This window comes from Psychrosphaera sp. F3M07 (assembly GCF_018860345.1).
GTDB classification, from domain to species: Bacteria; Pseudomonadota; Gammaproteobacteria; order Enterobacterales; family Alteromonadaceae; genus Psychrosphaera; species Psychrosphaera aquimarina.
This window is the reverse complement of the sequence record NZ_JAHKPJ010000028.1, coordinates 55,813-75,714: the sequence shown is the minus strand read 5'-3', so window position 1 is coordinate 75,714 and position 19,902 is coordinate 55,813. Positions and strand designations below refer to the sequence as shown.

The following is a 19,902-nucleotide window of genomic DNA, read 5'->3' as shown; positions in this document are numbered from 1 at the left end:
TTAATGTTGTTTTAACCAATCGACTATTTCTGGAAAATGGTCTTTTGGTGCATCAGGATGGGTTAAGATATTAATATGGTCATAATCGACTTTGTAACCAGCCTTTTTAGATAAATTACTGAAACGCGCCGCATGTTTACAACTTTCATTAATAAACAGTTTTACATCTTGAGCATGACCTAACGCGAAGTCTTTTACGCCAGTTATATGCCAGCTTTGTGGCCATTCTATTTCTTTTGCTGCTTGTCCATAATCGAAGTTATCTATAGGGTCAATCCACTTAGATGATTTAATCCAGTCAAGTGATTCAAGTATCGACTGGTGTGTTTCATTGTCTGAACCGATACCAAACTTAACTGCATTTAAATAACCAGTTCTTTTAGTGACCAAAGGAGTAAACAAGCTCCACACTAAACTCACTTTAAGAAATCGCTCCATGTTCCATACGGTTACCCGTCGTTTTGTACCAAAGCAGACTTGTGCTCGAATATGAGGCAATAAAGCAGGAAACCTGGCTAATGCGCTGCCAAATAAAACACCTCCCCAAGAATGACAAACTACATGCATTGGTTGTTTAGTTAATCCATAAACATATTCAATCAAAGCTGGAATATCTTGCACTATGGTTTCATGTTGACCAAAATTTGAATCTCCGCTTATTGCAGGTGTACTTGCCCCTCGACCACGAAAGTCGACGACATATACATCAAAGCCTTGTTCAGCGAGATAACAAGCAAAACCTTTACCAGACTCGGTGTAGAAAATCTTTCCGTTTTCAATGGAGCCATGAAACATTAATACGGGTATACCATTGGTTGAGGTATTTATGTTGCGGATGTGTAAAGTATGGTTGTTTTGAGATAAATAAAGCGATTGTTGAAACATAATCATAACTGGTCGGATGTTTTCTAATGTACCCAGTTTAAGTATTTACATGTTCAATACAAGCTTTGATTTATAAACATAAAAAAAGACTGCACTAATGCAGTCTTTTAAATTTATGAATTGTAAATCGTATTTAAATCAAGGTTAAACTCGGGTATGCCCGTCACCTAACACAACAAATTTTTCTGTTGTTAACGACTCTAATCCCATAGGACCATATGCGTGTAGTTTACTAGTAGATATACCAATTTCAGCACCTAAACCCAGCTCGCCACCATCACTGAAACGAGATGATGCGTTAACCATAACCACAGCAGAGTTAATCTGTCTGATAAATTGGTTGGCTAAGCTAATGTCTTGAGTAATGATTACTTCTGTATGGCCTGAACTAAAGCGTTGGATATGCGAAACGGCTTCGTCGTATGAATCTACAACTTTGATCGCGATCTCTAATGCTAAATATTCTGCATCGTAATCTAAATCCGTTGCTAAATCGGCATTATCAAAGTATTCAATCGCCTGTTCACATGCATGTACACGAACCTTCTTCTCTGCGAATGTTGCTGCCACTACAGGTAAAAACTGCTTAACAACGTCTTTGTGCACTAATAAGGTTTCTAAGGCATTACACACACCTGGGCGTTGGGTTTTACCGTTTACTAAAATGTTTAACGCTTTCGTTAAGTCACCAAATTGATCAACGTATAAATGGCACACGCCTTTGTAATGTTGGATTACTGGAATTCGACTGTTTTGACTTACATGTCTAATTAAGTTTTCACCGCCACGAGGTATTAATAGATCAATCTCTTCGTTTAAGGTTAATAGCTCATTCATGATCTCACGATCTGGATCTGGAACTAGTGAAATTGCGTGCAATGGGATATCAAACTGCTCAAGTGCTTGATGAATAGAGTCAGCTAACGCTAAGTTACTGTGAAGGGCTTCTTTACCACCACGAAGTACTACGGCATTACCTGCTTTAAAACATAAAGAGGCAGCATCAACTGTAACGTTAGGGCGTGATTCATAAATCATGGCTATAACACCAAGAGGTATACGTTGTTTCGATACATTTAGACCGTTTGGTAAACGTGAGGTTTTAGTCACTAGACCAACAGGGTCAGGTAAACTAGCAATGTGTTCTACCGCTTTGGCGATATCAATAATACGTTCTTCAGTTAATAACAATCTATCTACCATAGATTCGGATAAGCCATTTTCTTTTGCAGCTTTCATGTCTAATTGATTTGCAGCTAAAATTTTTGTGGTGTGAGCTTGTAAGTTGGCAGAGATAGTCATTAAAACCCGATTTTTAGTTTCGGTGCTCAGTGTTGCCACTACATTTGCTGCCTGTTTAGCTTGTGAAGCCATGTTCTGAATAGAAAAAGTCATTCTGTGTTTCCTCATCTAGCTGTTAAATAAAACCAAATCATCCCTGTGGATGATCTCTTCTTTGTGCCTAAAACCTAATATGGACTCAAATTTCGCACTGTCTTTGCCTGCAATTAAATCCAATTCAGATTTTGAATATTGGCTTAATCCTCGGGCAATTATTTCATTGTTGTACTCAATATCTATCGCTTCTCCACGGATAAAATTACCTTGTGTAGATACGACTCCTTTTGCTAACAGCGAGGCACCGTTGCCTAATAAAGCTGTTTTTGCTCCCTCATCAATGACTATTTTTCCACTGGCGTGCAGGGTATATTTTAGCCATTGTTTTTTGGCGGTATCTTTATTGTGTACCGCTTTAAACCAAGTGCCGACATGTTGTTTATCCGACAACTTAGAGAATGTATTTTCTGTTTTACCGTTGACAATAAAAGTGTGAATACCATTGTTTGTGGTTTTTTCGGCGGCTTGTAACTTGGTTATCATACCACCTGTAGCAATTTTATTCTGGGTGTCACCGGCTAATGCGTATATTGCAGCGTTAATTTCGTCAACAATTGGCAACAGTTCAGCACTAGGAGTCGTTTTCGGATCGGCGTTATATAAGCCATTAATATCACTACAAATAAATAAAATATCTGCATCACATATTAAGGCAACTAATGCCGCCAAGTTATCGTTGTCACCGACTTTAAGTTCTTCTGTGGCAACGGTATCGTTTTCATTAATGATTGGAATAATATTGTTGGCGAGTAGTTCTCTGACCGTATTTTTGATATTAACGTAACGTCTTCGGTCTCTTAAATCACCATGAGTAATGAGCAGTTGGGCACAACTGACATCAAAAAAACGTTGCCAGTTAGCCATCATTTTAGTTTGACCAATGGCGGCCATTGCTTGTTTCTCAGCAATAGTCACACCTTGGTTGTGGCATTTTATTTCATTTCTACCTGCTGCGACTGAACCTGAAGAAACTAATATAACTTCTTTACCTTGTGCTCTAGCATCATTGATAAATTTAGCGATTGGCAAAATAAATTGACCACTCACTTCACTGCCATTTGGCGCGATTAATGCGCTGCCAATTTTTATAACGGCTCGTTGCCAGCCGGTCCAATCTTGAGTGTTCATACCTTGAATGTTCTATAGTGAGAAATTTGAATAAATACTTTAATTTTACTCTAACTGATAACGCTAACGAGATCGATACGCAATTGATATGAGTTAGATAATTATCTTTGAAGGTGTCTATTTATCATCATAATTTGATTCAATTTTGAAAAAATTTAATTTAATTTAGCATTTGTTTGCATATCACCTTTACCCTGGTTAAAAATGCTGCTAACTTATGTGACAAGTTTGGAGCGTTCCTGTCCAAATTCTAATCACTAACTCCTGAATTCCACATCAAAACAAAGACACATCTATGTATTTAAGAGAACTAAAAAGTAAGCCTATTAGCGAATTGGTCAAATTAGCTGAGACTATGGGTCTAGAAAACATGGCCCGTCTGCGTAAGCAAGACATAATTTTTTCCATTTTAAAGAAACACGCCAAAAGCGGTGAATCTATCTATGGCGATGGTGTATTAGAAATACTGCAAGATGGATTTGGCTTTTTACGTTCAGCTGACTCTTCGTATTTAGCTGGCCCAGACGACATTTATGTATCCCCAAGCCAAATACGACGTTTTAATTTACGTACAGGTGATTCTATATCGGGAGTGATTCGCCCCCCGAAAGATTCAGAACGTTATTTCGCATTATTAAAAATAGAACAAGTAAACCACGACAAACCAGAAATCTCCCGCAACAAAATCTTATTTGAAAACTTAACTCCATTACATGCAACATCTCGTTTTACTATGGAACGTGGTAATGGTTCTACGGAAGATATTACGGCTCGTGTTTTAGATTTAGCATCACCAATTGGACGCGGTCAACGTGGTCTGATTGTCGCTCCACCTAAAGCGGGTAAAACAATGTTGATGCAAAACATTGCAACTTCAATTGCGGCTAATCACCCTGAAGCTGAATTAATGGTACTTCTAATTGACGAACGTCCAGAAGAAGTTACAGAGATGCAACGCTTAGTAAAAGGTGAAGTTATTGCTTCAACATTTGACGAACCAGCTAGCCGTCACGTACAAGTTGCGGAAATGGTTATCGAGAAAGCCAAACGTTTAGTAGAACACAAAAAAGACGTCGTGATCTTGCTAGACTCCATCACGCGTTTAGCTCGTGCTTATAATACGGTTATCCCGTCATCTGGTAAGGTTCTTACTGGTGGTGTTGATGCCAATGCACTACATAAACCAAAACGTTTCTTTGGTGCGGCTCGTAACGTTGAAGAAGGTGGTAGTTTAACTATCATAGCAACTGCTTTGGTAGATACAGGTTCTAAGATGGACGAAGTAATCTACGAAGAATTTAAAGGTACAGGTAACATGGAATTGCACTTAAATCGTAAGATTGCAGAGCGCCGTGTATTCCCAGCCATAGACTTCAATCGTTCTGGTACTCGTCGTGAAGAGTTAATGACTTCTAAAGATGAATTACAAAAAATGTGGATACTTCGTAAGATTGTTAATCCAATGCAAGAAGTAGAAGCTATGGAGTTCTTAATTGATAAATTAGGAATGACCAAAACTAACGATGAATTCTTTGAGGCGATGAAACGCCAAAAAAGTTAAACGCTTTGTTAGGTTAAATGATTAAACCCCAACTTAGCTTTGGGGTTTTTTACTATTTGGGTAGTTAAAAGAAGTGTGTAAATGAAATATAAAGACTTAAGAGATTTCATCGATCAGCTTGAAAAACAAGGCGAACTAGTTCGGGTTACAAAAGAGGTGGATACCCACCTTGAAATGACGGAAATTGCCGACCGAACATTACGCGGTAAAGGTCCTGCCTTGTTATTCGAAAACCCAAAAGGGTTTGATATCCCAGTATTAGCTAATTTATTTGGTACACCTAAACGTGTTGCTATGGGGATGGGACAAGAAGATGTGTCTGCCTTACGTGGCGTAGGTGAAACGTTAGCATTTTTAAAAGAACCAGAACCTCCAGCGGGCTTTAAAGACGCGTTTTCAAAACTACCTATATTCAAACAAGTATTAAACTTGTCACCAAAAGAAGTAAAAAAAGCACCTTGCCAAAAAGTCGTGTTAGAAGGCGATGATGTCGATTTAACTAAGTTACCAATTATGCATTGTTGGCCAGGTGATGTAGCTCCATTAGTGACTTGGGGATTAACCGTCACCAAAGGTCCTAATAAACCACGCCAAAACTTAGGTATTTATCGTCAGCAGTTATTGTCTCGTAATAAATTGATCATGCGTTGGTTATCCCATCGCGGCGGAGCATTAGACTTTGCTGAATTTAAAAAGTCGAACCCAGGTGAAAAGTATCCAGTTGCCGTCGCATTAGGTGCCGATCCTGCCACTATATTAGGCGCGGTTACTCCTGTTCCGGACACATTGTCAGAGTATGGCTTTGCTGGCTTATTACGTGGTGATAAAACCGAAGTCGTAAAATGTATTTCGAATGATCTACAAGTTCCTGCCTCTGCGGAGTTTGTATTAGAAGGGTATTTAGACCCAAATGAAACGGCACCTGAAGGCCCTTATGGCGACCACACGGGTTATTACAATGAAGTTGAAGAGTTTCCTGTATTTACCGTAACTCATTTAACGCACAGAAAAGATCCTATTTATCACAGCACATATACCGGGCGTCCACCAGATGAACCTGCTATTTTGGGTGTGGCGTTAAACGAAGTATTTGTGCCATTAATTCAAAAACAATATCCAGAAATTGTCGACTTTTACTTACCGCCTGAAGGGTGTTCGTACCGCATGGCCGTCGTAACCATGAAAAAACAATATCCAGGTCATGCTAAACGGGTGATGATGGGAGTTTGGTCGTTCTTAAGACAGTTTATGTACACTAAATTTGTTATTGTTTGTGATGACGATGTTGATGCTCGTAATTGGGAAGATGTGATGTGGGCAATCACTACTCGCATGGATCCTGCTCGCGACACTGTGTTAATCGAAAACACACCTATTGATTACTTAGACTTTGCTTCTCCTGTTTCTGGTTTAGGATCAAAAATGGGGATGGATGCCACTAACAAATGGCCAGGCGAGACTGATCGTGAATGGGGTGAACCTATCGTCATGACAGAAGAAGTGAAAAGCCGAGTTGATGAAATTTGGGATGAACTAGGTATACCGTTAACTGAAGAACCAAAGGCAAAACTGTGACAACAATTACCATCAATCCAAGTGGTATTCAGTTTTCCGTTAAGGAAGGCGAGACGATACTTGAAGCAGCAGAACGTAATGATATTAGTTTTCCATTTCGCTGTCGCCAAGGGGTTTGCACCGCGTGTGTATGTAAAACAGTAAATGGCGAAGTTAGTTATGGGGGCCGAGATGAGTCCACATTGTTAACTCAAGCCGATAATGAACAAAAGTTCACTTATGCTTGTATTGGTTACCCAATCACAGATATGACATTACATCATCCGTTTATTAAATAAATACTTTAATTGTTGAGTAAAACAAAAAGAGAAATTCAAATGCCACAAACTATTTTAGCCGAAGTTTTATCAATCGAAGCGGCTACCAACTTTGTTAATATTGTAAAACTAAAACCACTAATACCGGCAGAGTTTCAAGCTGGCCAATATTTGCAAATTGTATTATCGGAAGAAGACAAACGTATTTTTTCGATAGCCTCGGCGCCAGGCGCTGAAGTCATAGAGTTGCATATCGGTGCTGGACCTGATGACTCTTATCCTCGCGGTGCGCTCGATCACATGTCAGTTAATCGCGAAGTTATTTTAGAAGTAGGATTGGGTAATGCTCATATACAAACTAGCTCTGATCGTCCAATTATCTTGATGGCTGGCGGAACTGGTTTTTCGTATACTAAATCCATCGCAGATCACTTAACTAGTATCAAGGCAACCACTCCCGTTATTTTGTATTGGGGTGTAAAAGAAGAGTCTGCTTTATACGCCAGAGCTGAAATGGAAACGTGGGCAGCTTCACACAGTCACTTTGAATTTATACCAGTTGTCGAAAACCCATCAACGGAATGGCAAGGCAAAACAGGCTATGTACATCAAGCGGTAATGAACGATATTAAAGATTTAGCCCCATATGACATCTACTTAGCGGGACCTTTCAAAATGGCGGGTATCGCGCGTGAAGACTTTATTAATAAAGGTGCGATTAAAGAACGTATTTTTGCGGACGCTTTTGCATATATTTAATGGTTAATGAAATAAAATAAAGTAACTCAAGGTCTTAGTTTATTACATAAATTAAGACCTTTTTTATTACTGAAGGAAGAATAATGAACCACAACGTTTTAACAAAACCATTAGTCGCCGTGATGACTGCATTGTCACTATTTGCTTGTGGGCTTATCGGAATTACCGCAGCGGATGATAGTCATTTAGAGCAATCCTATTCGGACCTAGCCGTATCTTCTATAATGACAGGCAATGCGCCAAAAGACTTTACCTTGAGTGATAGTTCAGGGCAGCAAGTGAATCTTGAGAATGCATTACAAACACAAAATATATTATTAATATTTTATCGTGGTGACTGGTGCCCGTATTGTATTGATCAATTTAGTACGATCCAATCCGTGTTGCCAGAGCTAAAAGAGTACAATGTCAAATTGCTAGCTGTGAGTCCTGATGAAGTGAGTGCAGCAAAAAATACTAAACGTCAGTTTGGACAAGGTTATACATTTTTAAGTGATAGTAAATTAGAAGTAACTAAAGCGTACGGAATTGCATCTGAAAAAAGCTTACCTCACCCAGCGGTTTACTTGTTAAAACAGGCTGACTCAATAGCTGAGTCAGAGGTTGTTTGGATGTATGCGTCGACCGACCATACAACGAGGCCAAATGGTGAACAGCTATTAGCGAAAATCAAAACGGTATTTGCAAAAGTACAATAATATTAAATTGATGCTGAACTAAACAGCTGGATCCAATAGACTAGGCTCTAACATTAATTTAGAGCCTTTTTTTATGTCAGTTGAAATTTTACAAGCCGATTACACTAATCCACAACATGCCGAAGATCTTGTTACTCTGCTTAATGGTTATGCATTAGACCCAATGGGCGGCGGACAAGCATTATCTGAATATACGCAACAGAACTTAGTGGCAGCACTAATCAATACCCCTAACGCGGTTTCTGTCTTATGTTATGTTGATGGAAAACCCGCAGGTTTGATCAACTGCTTTCAGGGATTTTCGACTTTTAAATGTAAACCTATCCTGAATATTCATGATGTTACGGTAAACAGTGAATTTAGAGGGTTAGGCTTAAGCATGAAGATGATGGAAAAAGTTGAATCCATCGCTAAAGAACGTGGTGTATGCAAGCTAACTTTAGAAGTCCTAGAAGGTAATGTGGTTGCAAAAAATGCATATATTAAGTTTGGCTTTGCAGGTTATGAACTAGATCCTGAAATGGGTAAAGCCATGTTCTGGGAAAAAGTACTTTAACTTATGCCCACTTAAGCCAAAACAAAAAATGCCAGTTTATTAACTGGCATTTTTTGTCACTGGCAATATTAAACTAACAAATGTTTGATATTAGCTAATTCCGTTTTACCCTCAATCAACTCTTCTGTTGTTAAGCCAGACAACTCATGTGGGAAAACTAACCATTCTGCACTTTCATGTACGAAATAATCTGGTTTAATATCCACTTGGTTGTTGGTTGGTTTATACCAAGGACAAGCGATACGAATATCTTGAGGTGTATTAAGACGAGATAAAGCCTTTATTTGTTTAATTAAGGCATCAATACTACGTCCAGAGTCAAAAACATCGTCAACAATTAATAATGAATCTGAGGCGTTGGCATTTTCGATGAGGTAATGAAGTCCATGTACTTTAATTTCTTTTGATTGCAAACCAATACCATAATAAGACGAAGTACGTACCGCGATGTGATCCGTTTCTACTTTTTTAAAATCAAAGAACTCTTGAACTGCAATCCCTATTGGTGCGCCGCCACGCCAGATACCAATGATAAAGTCGGGACGGAAACCGTCTTCAAATACTTGATGAGCCAGTCTAAATGAATCTTCTAGTAGCTCTTGTGAAGTAATAAATTTTTTTGTGCTCATCTATTTTTCCAATTACGAAATATGACCAAATTATAGATTATTTATCAGGTGGCTAAAACGTAATTCTTTAATGAACTCAAGAATATCACCTAATGTGGGAATATTTATTCAGTGAAAAGCAAAAACGGGGAAAAGTAACTTAAATTAAAGTATGTTCTGTTGCTTTTGTTCGTAGTCATAGGAGGTATCTACAAAGGGCTCAAAAGTAGGCATAGTGAGTTCTTGCACTACATTATGATCAAGCTCTTCATTCATATCATCTTCTTGTTCTATGACTTCAGATAAAGCGTCTAATGAATGAGTAAATTTTTCTAACACACTGGGTAAAGTAATATTATAAAAGTGCGCATTAAAATCACGTGCGCTCGTAGGGATAGAATTCACGAACTGTTCAAACAAGGGCGGAAATTGTTCAGGGTATTGAGCATTAGCTAAACGGCATTGAGAAAATGCAGAGCGACATGACTCAACGGTTAGCAGCAAACGTTCTATATTAGGTTCGCTAATGGGTTGAAAAACAAAAAAGTTAGTAGCAATCGTTGTTAGTCTTTGTTTTGTCATGACATTAACTATATTGTCGGTATACAGTGGTAAAACAAGCTCTCTAAAGTCAGATTGAATCTCTCTAAACTGCTGATTTAATGATTTGTTTTTCATTTCAGTGAGCCATGCAGTTCGCATTTGTAGTAAAGTGAGGCCAATTATAAATACAAAGATCACGCTTAAAATACATGTAACGATAAATACCACGAATAGAGCCTCCTAATGTGAAAAATTAATGGTTTATTTTAATTAATTCCATGTTGAAAGAACATCTTTATATTGATAAGTGAAATTATTAAGGGCAACAAATTGAGAAAAAGCAGACATCACCAAGACAATACCCCTGTTGAATTTAGTTGGCGTTCGGTTAAGTCTTTAATTCCGTATTTAATGGAACATAAGTCTAGGGTTGTTTTAGCATTAATTTGTTTAGTTTTAGCTAAAGTCGCCATTGTTGGTTTACCTTTTATTTTAAAAGAAATCGTTGATTCCTTAGAGCAAGTAAACGATGGATTAACCAGTATAATAGCGGTGCCAGTTACCTTAGTTTTATTGTACGGTTTACTCAGGTTTTTCAATGTTATTTTAGGTGAGATAAGAGATACCTTATTTGGCCGTGTTACAGAACGCGCTATGCGCCGAGTGGGATTAAAGTTATTTGATCACTTACATAATTTGGATTTGGATTTTCATTTAAATCGTCAAACGGGTGGTTTATCCAGAGATATGGAGCGAGGGACGTCTGGCATTAGTTTTTTAATGCGGTTTATGGTGTTTAATATTGTCCCAACCTTGTTAGAAATTTTGTTTGTCGTAGCTATTTTCTTTCATCAATACGGCTTAAATTTTGCGTTAATCACGTTAGGTTCCATTGTGTTATATATCGGGTTTACCGCTTATGCCACAGAATGGCGTACTAAATATATTCGCGAAGCCAATCAAGCCGATTCGTCCAGCAACTCCCGAGCTATCGACAGCTTATTAAATTACGAAACCGTTAAATATTTCAACAATGAACAATACGAATCACAACGTTACGATGAAGAATTGGCTTTGTGGGAAACCGCTCGCAGGAAAAACCGATTAACCCTATTTGGTCTAAATAGTGGACAAGCCCTGATCATAGCGTCGGCGATGACTTCAATGTTGTTATTGGCCGCCAATGGTGTTGTAGCAAAAGAGATGACTTTAGGTGACTTTGTATTGATTAACGCATTTATGATGCAACTGTTTATGCCGTTAAACTTTTTAGGATTTGTTTATCGCGAAATTAAAGGATCGTTAGCGAATATTGAAAAAATGTTTGAGTTATTAGAACGTGTACCAAAAGTAACCGATAAAAAACAAGCCAAAGAACTTAACATAGGTGATGGCACAATCAGTTTTAAAGATGTCAGGTTTGAATACGACCCAAGTCGGCCTATTTTGAAAGGCATTAACTTTACGATAAACAGCGGTGAAAAATTGGCTGTGGTTGGTGAAAGTGGCTCAGGCAAATCAACCCTAGTTAAGTTGTTATTCCGTTTTTATGACGTAACTTCAGGTTCAATCGAAATAGACTCGGTGAACATAAAAACGGTAACCCAACAATCGTTAAGAAAACATATGGGGATCGTGCCTCAAGATACCGTGTTATTTAATGATTCTATTTTTGAAAACATTCGGTATGGCAACCCGAATGCTGATGATGATCAAGTTTGGCAAGCCATTAAACACGCACACTTGTATGATTTTGTTCAAGACCTGCCTAAAAAAGAACAAACGGTAGTTGGAGAACGTGGATTAAAATTATCAGGTGGTGAGAAACAACGTGTTGCTATAGCTAGAACTATTTTAAAACGTCCACCAATACTAATTTTTGATGAAGCGACGTCTTCCTTAGATTCTGGATCTGAGCAAGCTATTTTGGCTGCATTACAAGAAATAGCCAAAGGCCATACTTCATTGGTGATTGCTCATAGATTATCCACCATAGTGGATGCAGATAAGATCATTGTCATGCACCAAGGCGAAATTGTTGAAACCGGTAACCATCAACAGTTATTGTTAGCGAATGGCCGCTACGCAAAAATGTGGGCTATGCAACAAGATTAATTGAGTTCAGCTTGTGTTGATAACTGGAGTCGGTAATGGTGTTCGTTATGCTTAGCACCGTACAGTTGAGGTAAAAATGAGTTCAGACTACCTACTTCTTCAACTTGATGCCTAAGCCATTGTTTGATCATAGGCTCAGGGAACATTTTATAACGAATGACTAAGTTAATAATAGGGCCTAAAACGGGCAGATCTGAACCAATTAGAATTTTTACTGTGTATTGGCTGCCTTTATTCGTTTGAATAAACGAGTGTTCAATCTGACCAAAGTGCAATCCAGCTAACTCAGGTTTAATAGTCATGCCTTGTTCTGAAAAGTTAATTATGCGCCCAGCTCCTTGGCTGTTGAAATCACCAAACCACTCTTTTCTTTGAATTAGAGCACCAACACCCATGCCAGGTAGGTTACTAGTAGCGGGTTCTACAACATTTATAACACCATGTTCTGTAGGGTGAAAGATGTGGTACCAAGGCAAGGTTGTTTGATCAATTTGTACTGTTGAAATAGGTAAGTTTTGATAAAACCAGGCTAGCATTTTAGGTGTTATATTGATAAGTGGGACATGCGTTATTTCTATCAATATTTGACCATTATCTAAATACTGATAATTTGTATATGCTTGGTTAATATCTGGTAATGCCCAAGGTAACTCCCTCGGTGATGAGTGTTCAAAGCTGGGCATAGGTTTGAGTAAAAAACCTATGATTAATAAAATAATCATATACGAGAAAACTTTAAACGTTGATTTAATCAATTTTTCTACCTAAGTAATATATATGTCATTATATTAACGTTTAATTTTCATATTTAAAATCAACAAATAACTGTACGTTTTTTCGTTAAATTTCGATAAAACAAACGATATAACTTAATTAATCTGATTGGCTGCCGTTTGAATATTCAATTTATCTTTCGTTCTATCATTATTCTTTTAGTCATTAATGTCTCTTCATATGCGATAGCTGAAGTTGGAGCAGGCAGTTGTGAAATACTAGAAGTAATAGATTGCGACAAAAACCTAGCAAATTTAACCTCCGAAAAGGGTAAGTGGATTTTTGGGGTGGGGATAGCTTCAGTAAATGGTGTACCAGAGTATATTGGCTCCGATGAAAGCAGAGAGTTATTACTGCCAGTACCATATATTTATTATAACGGCCCAAAAATGAAAATTAGCCAAAGCGGAATTAATGGCAAATTATTTAACAGTGAGAATCTGTATGTATCATTAAGCCTTTCAGGTGCAATTCCAGTAAACAGTGATAAAAATAAAGCCAGAAAGGGAATGGATGATATTGATGGCGTAATAGAATACGGCCCCAGTTTTAAATATTTTCTGAAAGGAGGTGATACCAAAAATAATGCATTATTTATTGATATTAACTTCAGAGAAGCTAGGACGTTCAAAAATGAATCGTTAAACTTCAGTTCTAGTCCAAGCATAGTATTTAGAAAACGCTTAGATAAAGATTATTTTTTAGGGCATGTCAGTATATCTGGTTCGTTTAAATTTGAGTTTGTTTCAGACAAATATGCACAAACGTTTTATGGAGTAGATCCAATTTTTGCGACGGCAACTCGTGAACAATATACGGCTTTAGGTGGTTACGCTGGTTTTAGATTTAATACTGGTTTACGTTGGCAAAAGGACAATCAAATTGTAAGTTTATTTTTTGCGCACAGTGATATAAGCGCGGCCAAATATTCGTCTTCACCATTGGTGAAAGTCACCACCCATAACTTATTTGGTGGATCATATTTTTGGTTATTTAATTAAGTCATTAGAATAAATAAGTACACTCGCTTTTCGGCATTACATTTTCTTCAATATCAATAAAAAGTGGAAGTTTATACTATGGTATCTGGTGTTATTTCAGAGTTGGTGATTTACCCGGTAAAATCGTTACAAGGGATCAATTTGACACAAAGCTTACTAACAGAGAAAGGGCTTCAGTGGGATCGACATTGGATGGTTGTTAATGAAGATGGATTGTTTTTAACACAACGTAGTTGTGCAAAAATGGCGACAATACATACGGCGATAACCGAGACTCATTTAGTATTAACCCACCCAGATCATACACCTTTAGAAATTGCATTAAATTCTGACTTAACTGAACAGAAAACCGCAACGGTTTGGAAAAGCGAATGTCAGGTTTTAGATGAAGGAAAAAAGGCATCAGACTGGTTAGTTAATGTACTTGGTTTATGGCGTGGACAAACACTCAGTTTGGTAAGAATGAATCCCAGTTTTGAGCGTCAAGTTAGTGTAAAACACAGTCAAGGTAATAAAAACACCACACACTTTGCAGATGGTTATCCGTTTTTACTCACAAATACAGCGTCACTCGATGTGCTAAATAGTCAATTGCTATCGCAGCAACTTCCAGCGATCCCAATGAATCGTTTTCGAGGAAATATTATTTTAGATAACGTTCCTGCATTTATAGAACATCAAAGTGAGAGTTTAAAAATTACAAGGCATGATGATAATCAAACTTGTACCATTGATTTTTGTAATCCATGTGAGCGCTGCAATGTACCAGGGATAGATCAATTAACAGGCCTTGTACCAACTGCACAGCAACCACTAAAAACTTTATTTAATATGGAACATGTTGATAAGAAAGGTGCTTTTTTTGGGCAAAATGCAGTGTTAGCAACAAGCAGTAAAAATATGGTTGGGCATATGATTTATGTTGGCGATAAAGTTAGCATCATCTAGTTAAACAAGCCCCGTTAATTGAAGTTAACGGGGCATTGTAATTAACCTAGCTAAGGCAATCAGCTTATACCTGCTTGCTCGTATTGTCTGTTACATTTTCCTCGTTATCAGTATTATCTTCATTTCTTAAATAGCCAGCTTGCTCCGTTAAAGATTCCTGATTTTTACTTAGGAATTCTCTAGATTTATTATTCACTTCTAAGATCTGCATTGTGTTATCTAAATCTTGAGTGTTCCTAAGCGCGGCAATGACTTCTCTACTGACCAAGAATGTTTTCATCTCTTCAACGATTTGTTCCATTTCTAAATCATTTTTGTTCATACTCATTATATAGCGAGGAGTTTCTAAATTATTAGAGCCAGATGTCGCAAATACACAGCTGTCGATTCGAGACGTAATTAACCAAGGAGTTATGGAAGAACGAACAACAAAATTTTCGCTCCTTGTTGAGTCGTTAATACCCATACCTGTTGCCATCTTACTTTCTGTGTATGTACCTTCTACTTTTAGGTTCATCAATAAAGAGCTAAAGTGTATTTCTCCCCAAAAAGTGTGAGAACAAGATTCTAGAATGCGAGAGATTGCTTTGGTGCCACGCCAAGCAAAGTAGATGAAGAGCAACTTACTAACAAAACCAACAATGGGAATTAAAAATACTGAATTCATAAGTTGATTAGATGCGGTTTTATTTGCCAGTATGACTGGCTGTAAGTAAATGTACAGCTCAATAGCTTGAAATATAAAGGCACAAAGTAATACTACAGTTGCGACCAAGCCGACTTGAGAAAATAAGGTGAGAAGTATTTTATTTGTCTTGTTTTTCACTTCGGTGCTAGTCAGTTCAGGCTGCGTTTCTATCAATAATTCGCCATTAAAAGTCCCTTTCTTGTCACTTTCAGGCACGAGCTCTGGATTGAATTCTTTGTATATTCGATTAGGGACTTCTTTAACTCTTCGGTTTGCCAGAATAATATTTTCAACGTTTATAAATATTTCTTTTGGATGAACATTTTCTTGTAAATTATCTCTATATTCTGAAACTGATGTTTGAGGATTAGCATCGTTCATACGACTTAATAATAATGGAACTATTAATCCTAATAACACAAAAAGAGATACAAAAAATATTCCTAGGTTGCCCCAAGCACTAAACATATATTGCTCTAATTTTAACTCTGCGAGCACTTCCATACTTACAGGAATTAATTCATCTAGATAGAAGCCAGCTAACATAGGAATTACAAATGATAGAGCTATTAATCCAATAACAGACTTCCCAGCGATTTGATTCAATTTATAGTTGTTAGCACTTTCTAGTGAATGGGCTGATGATTTCCAAGTGGTAATTAAATATACCAGTAATAAGGCTGAAAAAATTGGCAACATGAAAATTTGCGCTTTTTCACCTGCTAAGCCTGATAAGACTACAAAACTTGCAATAGCGTATGCAGCAATAGCTGTAATTGTGTTAATTACAACCGAAGCCAATTCCTCAGCTGTATTTCTTAATGGGTAAGGCAAAAATGTTAACTTAGGAAGGATGGTATGTATAAAACGTGACAACCAACCAGTCGGCTCAATAAAGGTTGAGTTTTTTCTACCGAGTAGCATTGAATTTAGTTCTTGGTGGTTGTACAGAACTGCATCTTTTTCCGCTTTAGCATTATCGCTCTCGGTTTTACTAAAGTTATATGATAGAGAAATTGGAACAGAACGTCCGACAAAATATTTGAATAACTGATAAAGGCCGGCACTACATCGTTTTAGACCTGAAATAATTAAGATAAACCCTAATCCTGCATATACCCAACCTAATACTTTATCCACTTTTAAGTTTTCAGGTACCTGAAGTAAAATATAAACCCCAATAATGGTGATAATTAATCCAGCAATGGTTTTTATTTTTCCTTCGGCTTTAAATGGATTTTTTATTCCTAATGATTGGGCTCCGAAATCGTATGCCATGTTTCTATCCTTAAATAAATTTTACTAGTTTGATGATATAAAACCAGATCACATTCTAATGATAATAATTTTTTTAAGGAAGTTATTTGTTGTTTACTTATTGATTTATTTAGGAAAGCTTACCTAGAATAGATTTGTTAATGTATTAAAACCAATGTTGATTTTAATACTAGCTTCTGCCATATGAGAGATGAATTCCTAGGGAGTTTTAACGCGCTAATAAAGTTAATAACAGCTTAATTTACTATTTGTTTCGTTGCGGTGGCAGCCTGATTTTATAGAACTTATTGGGTTAAAATACATATTGTAAAATGCGCTCGTCACGGTTGTTGAATAGTATGTTGCAAAATTAGCTTAGCTAACTTATCTGCTTCAATAGGTTTAGAAGCGTAATCGTTCATCCCCGCCGCGTTACAAATGTCGATGTCTTCTTTACTTACATTTGCCGTTAACGCAATAATCGGTAGGTCTTTAAACATTGCTTTGGTGCGTAATATCTTAGTTGCTTCTACCCCGTCAAGTACGGGCATTTGCATATCCATTAACACCACGTTAAATGCGTTATGTTGGGATTCTAATACTTGAATAGCAATGGCTCCGTTATCGGCTACTTCGAAGGTGGCGCCCAGTTTTGACAGAATTTTGCCACAAACGGTTTGATTAATACGATTATCATCCACAATCAATACATGAATCCCATCTAAAATTAACTCATCTAGTTTTATAGTGCTCTGAGTTTTAGGAAGGTGTTGATTGTTGGCTATTGAAAGTTGCTCATTAACAGCATCAAATACATCTGACGGCGTGATAGGTTTAATTAACAGTTTATTAATGCTGCCTGAAAAACCTTCTTCGCGCATAATTTCACGCCCGTATGCCGTTTCCATAATAATGACAGGTTTTTTTTCAGAGCAAAGCGCTGACATTTCTTTCGCAATGGTTAAACCATCTTCTCCTGGCAATCGCCAATCCATAAATATCAGATGGATTGCAAAGTTGGACGCTAAAGATTGTTTATAAAAGACTAAGCTATCTTCACCGGTTTCGAAGGTGGTTACATTACAGCCAAAACCTTTTACTATGTTGGCAAGGTAATCTCTAGCGACGGGATCATCGTCAACAATAATGGCATTGAGTTGGCTGAAATCAACTTGATCATAGGGACGATAACTGAGATGAGTTTGACTGCGTTCAAAGGGGATTTCGATAGCAAAAGTTGACCCTTCATTAACTACGCTCGTTATTGAGATGTTACCACCCATTAACTTAGTTAATTGATCAACAATTGAAATACCTAGACCCGTGCCACCAAAACGTCTTGTTGTCGATGTATCCGCCTGTTGGAATGGATTACGTATTAACTCAATGGTTTCTTCTGTCATCCCACAACCGGAATCGGAAATAATAAATCGGGCTAAAATAATATTGTCTTTGACCTCGGTACTTACGTCTAAAGTAACGTGGCCTTTATGAGTAAACTTAATGGCGTTGCTCATTAGATTGATTAAAATTTGCGTTAATCTAAATGCATCGCCAGATAATTCACAGATTATGTCATTGGAAAACGAAGTTAATACTTCGATATCTTTATCTCTGGATAATTGTCGACTTATTCCAGCTATATTGTCTAAAACTTCATGGAGATGAAAATCTTCTTTTTCGAGTTTGAGCATATTGGAGTCGATTTTAGAAAAATCTAAAATGTCATTTACAATCGACAATAAGTGGCTACAACTAGACTCAAGTGTATGTATTAACTTAAGTTGCGATGGTGTTGGGTCATCATTTTTTATTAAAAATAACATACCAACGATCGCATTTAAGGGGGTTCTGATCTCATGGCTCATATTGGCCAGAAAACGACTTTTAAACTCCGCACTGCCTTTGGCTTCAGCTAATGAATTTACAATTTGTGCCTGATGTGCAGATTTAATATTACGATAACGTAGGGTGATAAAGGCTAGAATTGAAAAAATAACAATTAGTGATAAAAAGTACAGTACGTATGTAAGTTTCAAGCTTAACATCGCCGAGACGACACGTTCAGCCGGTGTTGAAATTGCAATATAACCAGAATGGAGTCCATTGTTAGGACTGTATTGGACAGACAGTATGGAACCTTCGTTGCATTCAACGGTTTGAATTCCCTTTAGGATAGGCGCTATATCTTTAGTGATGGTTTCTGTAATCGTTAAATGTTTGCGTTCCGGGAATATCCCACCCCATCTAAGCGCTTCAATTGGATGAAATGAAAAATGCCCTTGTTTGTCTGTGTGGAAAAACTCTAACTCTCTCGATTCGACAAAGGTATTTATTTTTTTGTATAAATTATTGAGGTCGAGATTTAAAATAACAATACCTTTGATTTCTCCTTGTGTATTCCTAAATACTTTTGCTGCTCTGGTTGTTGCTATATATGGTTGTTGAATAACGCCACGTTCCATATTTAAGTCAATTAAAGACCAATACACCTGATTGTCGGTCATGGTTAACGTGTCGTTAAAATAATCACGAGACGATTTGTTTTGTAACTCGGATGGGCTAGCGACTTTCGTGTTTAAATGACCATTATCCACTCTAATTATTTCCATGCCGGATAAATCAATCACTCTAGCTTGCAAATATAAATTTTCTCTTGCGCTTAATAAATTTTGAAATAAAGACGTGAGGAAGGTGGGAGTATCAAGGTTTTGTTCATAAGTTGCGACGAGTAACGTTAAATCTTGTTCAACAATATTTTGCAGTTCTCTGAAAGAGTCCTCGGATAAGGCTAAGGCGGATTCTCGCTGGTTTTGGAACTCAAGTTTAATCAGTTTTTGGTCTTTTACATAATTAAAAAACAAGACTAAAACTAATAATACAAATGCTAATAGCAAAGCAACTACACCAAAAATGCTATCTTTAAATCTCAAATCATGACTCGTTATCGGTTTATTTCAACGGCGAAGACTATAACACTAAAAGGAAACGTGGCACTACTGCAATTCGCCTCTTGTTAGGGATGATGTGTTGCTTTATTTTGTTGTGTGAGGTCTTAACAACACAGTTCAACTTGATACACTTCAATATCTGTGGTCGTTACTTACCATGTAGGTAGAGCAAAATAAGCATTTTACCGCTATGCTAATGA

The 19,902-nt window shown here is 37.3% G+C and carries 17 protein-coding genes; 9 read left to right on the top strand and 8 right to left on the bottom strand.

The genetic code is table 11. From position 1 onward, the window contains the following. The 3 genes from KO505_RS16575 to proB all read right to left on the bottom strand — a co-directional run bounded on the left by KO505_RS16575 (window position 1) and on the right by proB (window position 3,411). Window positions 1–885, bottom strand: a complete 885-nt coding sequence (locus tag KO505_RS16575) for an alpha/beta fold hydrolase (RefSeq protein WP_216056578.1) — start codon at window positions 883–885, stop codon at window positions 1–3. Between the two features lie 144 nt (window positions 886–1,029). After that, window positions 1,030–2,280 carry a glutamate-5-semialdehyde dehydrogenase gene (locus KO505_RS16570; protein WP_216056577.1) on the bottom strand — a complete coding sequence of 417 codons (1,251 nt, stop codon included), beginning with the start codon at window positions 2,278–2,280 and terminating at the stop codon, window positions 1,030–1,032. Between the two features lie 15 nt (window positions 2,281–2,295). Continuing rightward, on the bottom strand, window positions 2,296–3,411 hold the full coding sequence (gene proB / locus KO505_RS16565) for a glutamate 5-kinase (protein ID WP_216056576.1): 1,116 nt from the start codon (window positions 3,409–3,411) through the stop codon (window positions 2,296–2,298). Window positions 3,412–3,706: 295 nt separating this feature from the next. Between proB and rho the strand changes: the two genes are divergently transcribed. The 6 genes from rho (at window position 3,707) to KO505_RS16535 (ending at window position 8,817) form a co-directional block, all read left to right on the top strand. Next, on the top strand, window positions 3,707–4,972 hold the full coding sequence (rho, locus tag KO505_RS16560; protein ID WP_216056575.1) for a transcription termination factor Rho: 1,266 nt from the start codon (window positions 3,707–3,709) through the stop codon (window positions 4,970–4,972). Between the two features lie 81 nt (window positions 4,973–5,053). Beyond that, complete coding sequence (ubiD, locus tag KO505_RS16555; protein WP_216056574.1) at window positions 5,054–6,547, top strand: 4-hydroxy-3-polyprenylbenzoate decarboxylase; 1,494 nt, start codon at window positions 5,054–5,056, stop codon at window positions 6,545–6,547. Continuing rightward, window positions 6,544–6,825 carry a 2Fe-2S iron-sulfur cluster-binding protein gene (locus KO505_RS16550; protein ID WP_216056573.1) on the top strand — a complete coding sequence of 94 codons (282 nt, stop codon included), beginning with the start codon at window positions 6,544–6,546 and terminating at the stop codon, window positions 6,823–6,825. Before ubiD ends, KO505_RS16550 begins: the two co-directional genes overlap by 4 nt. A 39-nt stretch (window positions 6,826–6,864) precedes the next feature. Next, complete coding sequence (fre, locus tag KO505_RS16545) at window positions 6,865–7,563, top strand: NAD(P)H-flavin reductase (protein WP_216056572.1); 699 nt, start codon at window positions 6,865–6,867, stop codon at window positions 7,561–7,563. An 83-nt stretch (window positions 7,564–7,646) separates the two neighbouring features. Further along, complete coding sequence (locus KO505_RS16540) at window positions 7,647–8,261, top strand: peroxiredoxin (protein ID WP_216056571.1); 615 nt, start codon at window positions 7,647–7,649, stop codon at window positions 8,259–8,261. Window positions 8,262–8,334: 73 nt separating this feature from the next. Further along, window positions 8,335–8,817, top strand: a complete 483-nt coding sequence (locus KO505_RS16535) for a GNAT family N-acetyltransferase (protein WP_216056570.1) — start codon at window positions 8,335–8,337, stop codon at window positions 8,815–8,817. 68 nt (window positions 8,818–8,885) lie between these two features. Here KO505_RS16535 and KO505_RS16530 read toward each other — a convergent pair whose 3' ends face one another. After that, the gene (locus KO505_RS16530) at window positions 8,886–9,446 is read right to left on the bottom strand and encodes a phosphoribosyltransferase (protein ID WP_216056569.1); all 561 of its coding nucleotides are present in this window, start codon (window positions 9,444–9,446) and stop codon (window positions 8,886–8,888) included. Between the two features lie 144 nt (window positions 9,447–9,590). Beyond that, a complete protein-coding gene (locus tag KO505_RS16525; RefSeq protein WP_216056568.1) occupies window positions 9,591–10,103 on the bottom strand; it encodes a hypothetical protein in 513 nt (170 codons plus the stop codon). A 195-nt stretch (window positions 10,104–10,298) separates the two neighbouring features. Here KO505_RS16525 and KO505_RS16520 point away from each other — a divergent pair, with 195 nt between their 5' ends. Continuing rightward, window positions 10,299–12,083, top strand: coding sequence for an ABC transporter ATP-binding protein/permease (locus KO505_RS16520; RefSeq protein WP_252731877.1), 1,785 nt, complete (start codon window positions 10,299–10,301; stop codon window positions 12,081–12,083). Here the strand turns inward: KO505_RS16520 and KO505_RS16515 are convergent. Then, a complete protein-coding gene (locus KO505_RS16515) occupies window positions 12,080–12,805 on the bottom strand; it encodes a hypothetical protein (RefSeq protein ID WP_216056567.1) in 726 nt (241 codons plus the stop codon). The two genes, KO505_RS16520 and KO505_RS16515, sit on opposite strands and share 4 nt — an antisense overlap. 171 nt (window positions 12,806–12,976) lie before the next feature. On the opposite strand from KO505_RS16515, the gene KO505_RS16510 reads away from it, so the two are divergent. Both KO505_RS16510 and KO505_RS16505 read left to right on the top strand, forming a co-directional pair. Continuing rightward, the gene (locus tag KO505_RS16510) at window positions 12,977–13,858 is read left to right on the top strand and encodes a MipA/OmpV family protein (RefSeq protein ID WP_216056566.1); all 882 of its coding nucleotides are present in this window, start codon (window positions 12,977–12,979) and stop codon (window positions 13,856–13,858) included. Window positions 13,859–13,936: 78 nt separating this feature from the next. After that, a complete protein-coding gene (locus KO505_RS16505; protein WP_216056565.1) occupies window positions 13,937–14,806 on the top strand; it encodes an MOSC domain-containing protein in 870 nt (289 codons plus the stop codon). 64 nt (window positions 14,807–14,870) lie between these two features. Here KO505_RS16505 and KO505_RS16500 read toward each other — a convergent pair whose 3' ends face one another. Together KO505_RS16500 and KO505_RS16495 are read right to left on the bottom strand one after the other, a co-directional pair. Then, window positions 14,871–16,772: a hypothetical protein gene (locus tag KO505_RS16500; protein ID WP_216056564.1), complete on the bottom strand. Its 1,902-nt coding sequence runs from the start codon at window positions 16,770–16,772 to the stop codon at window positions 14,871–14,873. A 320-nt stretch (window positions 16,773–17,092) separates the two neighbouring features. Then, window positions 17,093–19,684 (bottom strand): response regulator, encoded by a 2,592-nt coding sequence (locus KO505_RS16495; RefSeq protein ID WP_216056563.1) that lies wholly within the window; start codon window positions 19,682–19,684, stop codon window positions 17,093–17,095. Between the last annotated feature and the right edge of the window lie 218 nt (window positions 19,685–19,902).

Excerpts from the sequence above, each read along its gene's own strand:
- ubiD (WP_216056574.1), top strand. The coding sequence starts at position 5,054 with ATGAAATATAAAGACTTAAGAGATTTCATCGATCAGCTTGAAAAACAA.
- KO505_RS16575 (WP_216056578.1), bottom strand. The coding sequence starts at position 885 with ATGTTTCAACAATCGCTTTATTTATCTCAAAACAACCATACTTTACAC.
- KO505_RS16570 (WP_216056577.1), bottom strand. The coding sequence starts at position 2,280 with ATGACTTTTTCTATTCAGAACATGGCTTCACAAGCTAAACAGGCAGCA.
- KO505_RS16530 (WP_216056569.1), bottom strand. The coding sequence starts at position 9,446 with ATGAGCACAAAAAAATTTATTACTTCACAAGAGCTACTAGAAGATTCA.
- fre (WP_216056572.1), top strand. The coding sequence starts at position 6,865 with ATGCCACAAACTATTTTAGCCGAAGTTTTATCAATCGAAGCGGCTACC.
- KO505_RS16535 (WP_216056570.1), top strand. The coding sequence starts at position 8,335 with ATGTCAGTTGAAATTTTACAAGCCGATTACACTAATCCACAACATGCC.
- rho (WP_216056575.1), top strand. The coding sequence starts at position 3,707 with ATGTATTTAAGAGAACTAAAAAGTAAGCCTATTAGCGAATTGGTCAAA.
- KO505_RS16515 (WP_216056567.1), bottom strand. The coding sequence starts at position 12,805 with ATGATTATTTTATTAATCATAGGTTTTTTACTCAAACCTATGCCCAGC.
- KO505_RS16505 (WP_216056565.1), top strand. The coding sequence starts at position 13,937 with ATGGTATCTGGTGTTATTTCAGAGTTGGTGATTTACCCGGTAAAATCG.
- KO505_RS16525 (WP_216056568.1), bottom strand. The coding sequence starts at position 10,103 with ATGAAAAACAAATCATTAAATCAGCAGTTTAGAGAGATTCAATCTGAC.
- proB (WP_216056576.1), bottom strand. The coding sequence starts at position 3,411 with ATGAACACTCAAGATTGGACCGGCTGGCAACGAGCCGTTATAAAAATT.
- KO505_RS16500 (WP_216056564.1), bottom strand. The coding sequence starts at position 16,772 with ATGGCATACGATTTCGGAGCCCAATCATTAGGAATAAAAAATCCATTT.
- KO505_RS16540 (WP_216056571.1), top strand. The coding sequence starts at position 7,647 with ATGAACCACAACGTTTTAACAAAACCATTAGTCGCCGTGATGACTGCA.